At 35.5% G+C, this 1,725-nt stretch carries 1 protein-coding gene; it reads right to left on the bottom strand.

Annotated elements, in window-relative coordinates; translation table 11 throughout:
- Positions 1 to 31: 31 nt before the first annotated feature.
- The gene (locus CO726_RS30800; protein ID WP_099686814.1) at positions 32 to 1,588 is read right to left on the bottom strand and encodes an IS1182 family transposase; all 1,557 of its coding nucleotides are present in this window, start codon (positions 1,586 to 1,588) and stop codon (positions 32 to 34) included.
- Between the last annotated feature and the right edge of the window lie 137 nt (positions 1,589 to 1,725).

Here is a 1,725-nt window from a genome sequence, read left to right as displayed (position 1 = left end):
CCCGATCATAAGTAGAAAACCAATAGGTTTTCTATTTATGATCGGGGTTTTTCGCTTTTGATTGAGCTGTTGTTGTCCATTTCCGTAAATTATGGGCAACACAAATAAGACCCCATTCCAATCTGTTTTTGGAAAGGCCTCGTAAGGAGAAACGTTGGAAGAAACGATTGTATTTAATATGACCAAATACGGGTTCTACTTCTATTTTTCGTTGACCGTATAATTCTTTCCCCTCTTTTGTATGTAAACGTTCTCGCACTTCTTTTCGCTGTTTTTGATTTTTTATAGAGACACTGATAGATTTTGTTTCTTTTCCTTTGGCACATGTTTCTTGAAATGGACAGCCCAAACATTCTGTACAGCGATAGGTTCTTTTGATAGAAGTATAACCATTGCTTGTTTGTTGTTTGCTTTCATGTGAAAAAATAAGACGTTTTTCATTTGCACAAATCCATTCATCTAGCTCTTCATCATAAGACATATTTTCTACGCGACCGATTTGTTTCGTCCAAGCTTTCGTTTGTTCTTTTTCAAATGTATTGTATTTCACATATGCTTTCATTTTCTTCTCTTCACAGAATGCATAGTTTTCTTCGCTTCCATAACCAGAATCGGCAACTACATTTTGTGGCTTTACACGATTGTACTTCTCAAATATTTTAAAATGAGGAATGAAACAAGTTGTATCTCCCGCTTTTTGATGAATACTAAACCCTGTAATAAATTGATCCTCGGTTCCAATTTGTATATTGTACCCTGGTTTAAGTTGCCCATTTTTCATGTGATCTTCTTTCATCCGCATAAAGGTCGCATCTGTATCTGTTTTTGAAAAGCTATTTCTTTCTTGAAATGTTTCTTTATGAGCTTCGTACTTTATTTTGCGTGGAAGAAGATCATTTTCTAACTGACGCTTTGCTTTTTTTATTGTTGTATTTTTCGGTTCATCTTGCAGGCGTTTTTCTAAGGTTTGAATGGTTTGTTTAATTTTTTCAGAAGTGACAGGACAGGCATCTTTCATTTGTTCTTCTTCTAATTCCGCTTTCTGATCGTCTTCACTTGCTTGTTCAATTGTCGCGACAATCTTTTGGTACTTCTCATCTAGTTTTTGATCATATTTTTCTGTAGACTTTTTCCACACAAACGTATATCGATTGGCATTTGCCTCGATTTTTGTTCCATCTAGAAAATAATCTTCGAGTTTGACAAGCCCTTCTTGTTTCAACAGGTCGATAAGAGAGAAGAAAGTTTCATAAATCACGTCTTTCATGCGCTCGGATCGAAAACGATTGATTGTACGAAAGTCTGGTGTTTTTTCATCAGAAAGCCACATGAAATGGATATTTTCATGGAGTTGTTCCTCGATTTTTCGAGAAGAATAGATTCCTTTTGTGTAGGCGTATAATAAGACTTTCAACATCATTTTTGGGTGATAAGGTGGTCTGCCACCACCTGGATAACGTGATAAGAGGATAGAGAGATCCATAGCTTCTACAGCTGTATGAACCACACGTGAAAGATGATGTTCAGGAATATGAACCTCAACATCTAATGGAAAAGTGAGTTGGTTTTTGTTATAATCTATAAACATAAGAGAATCGTTCCTTTCTTTTGGTGATTTGGTTGTGGTGACTTAATTATATCAAAGTTGGACGATTCTTTTTTATGTTTTATGCAAAAAAAGAGGTTGCCCAAAAGTAACTATTCAGCTACTTTTGGGACAACCTC

The sequence above is a fragment of the Bacillus fungorum genome (assembly GCF_002746455.1).
GTDB classification, from domain to species: Bacteria; Bacillota; Bacilli; order Bacillales; family Bacillaceae_G; genus Bacillus_A; species Bacillus_A fungorum.
Note: the sequence above shows the minus strand (reverse complement) of the source record. Positions and strands in the feature narration are given on the sequence as shown.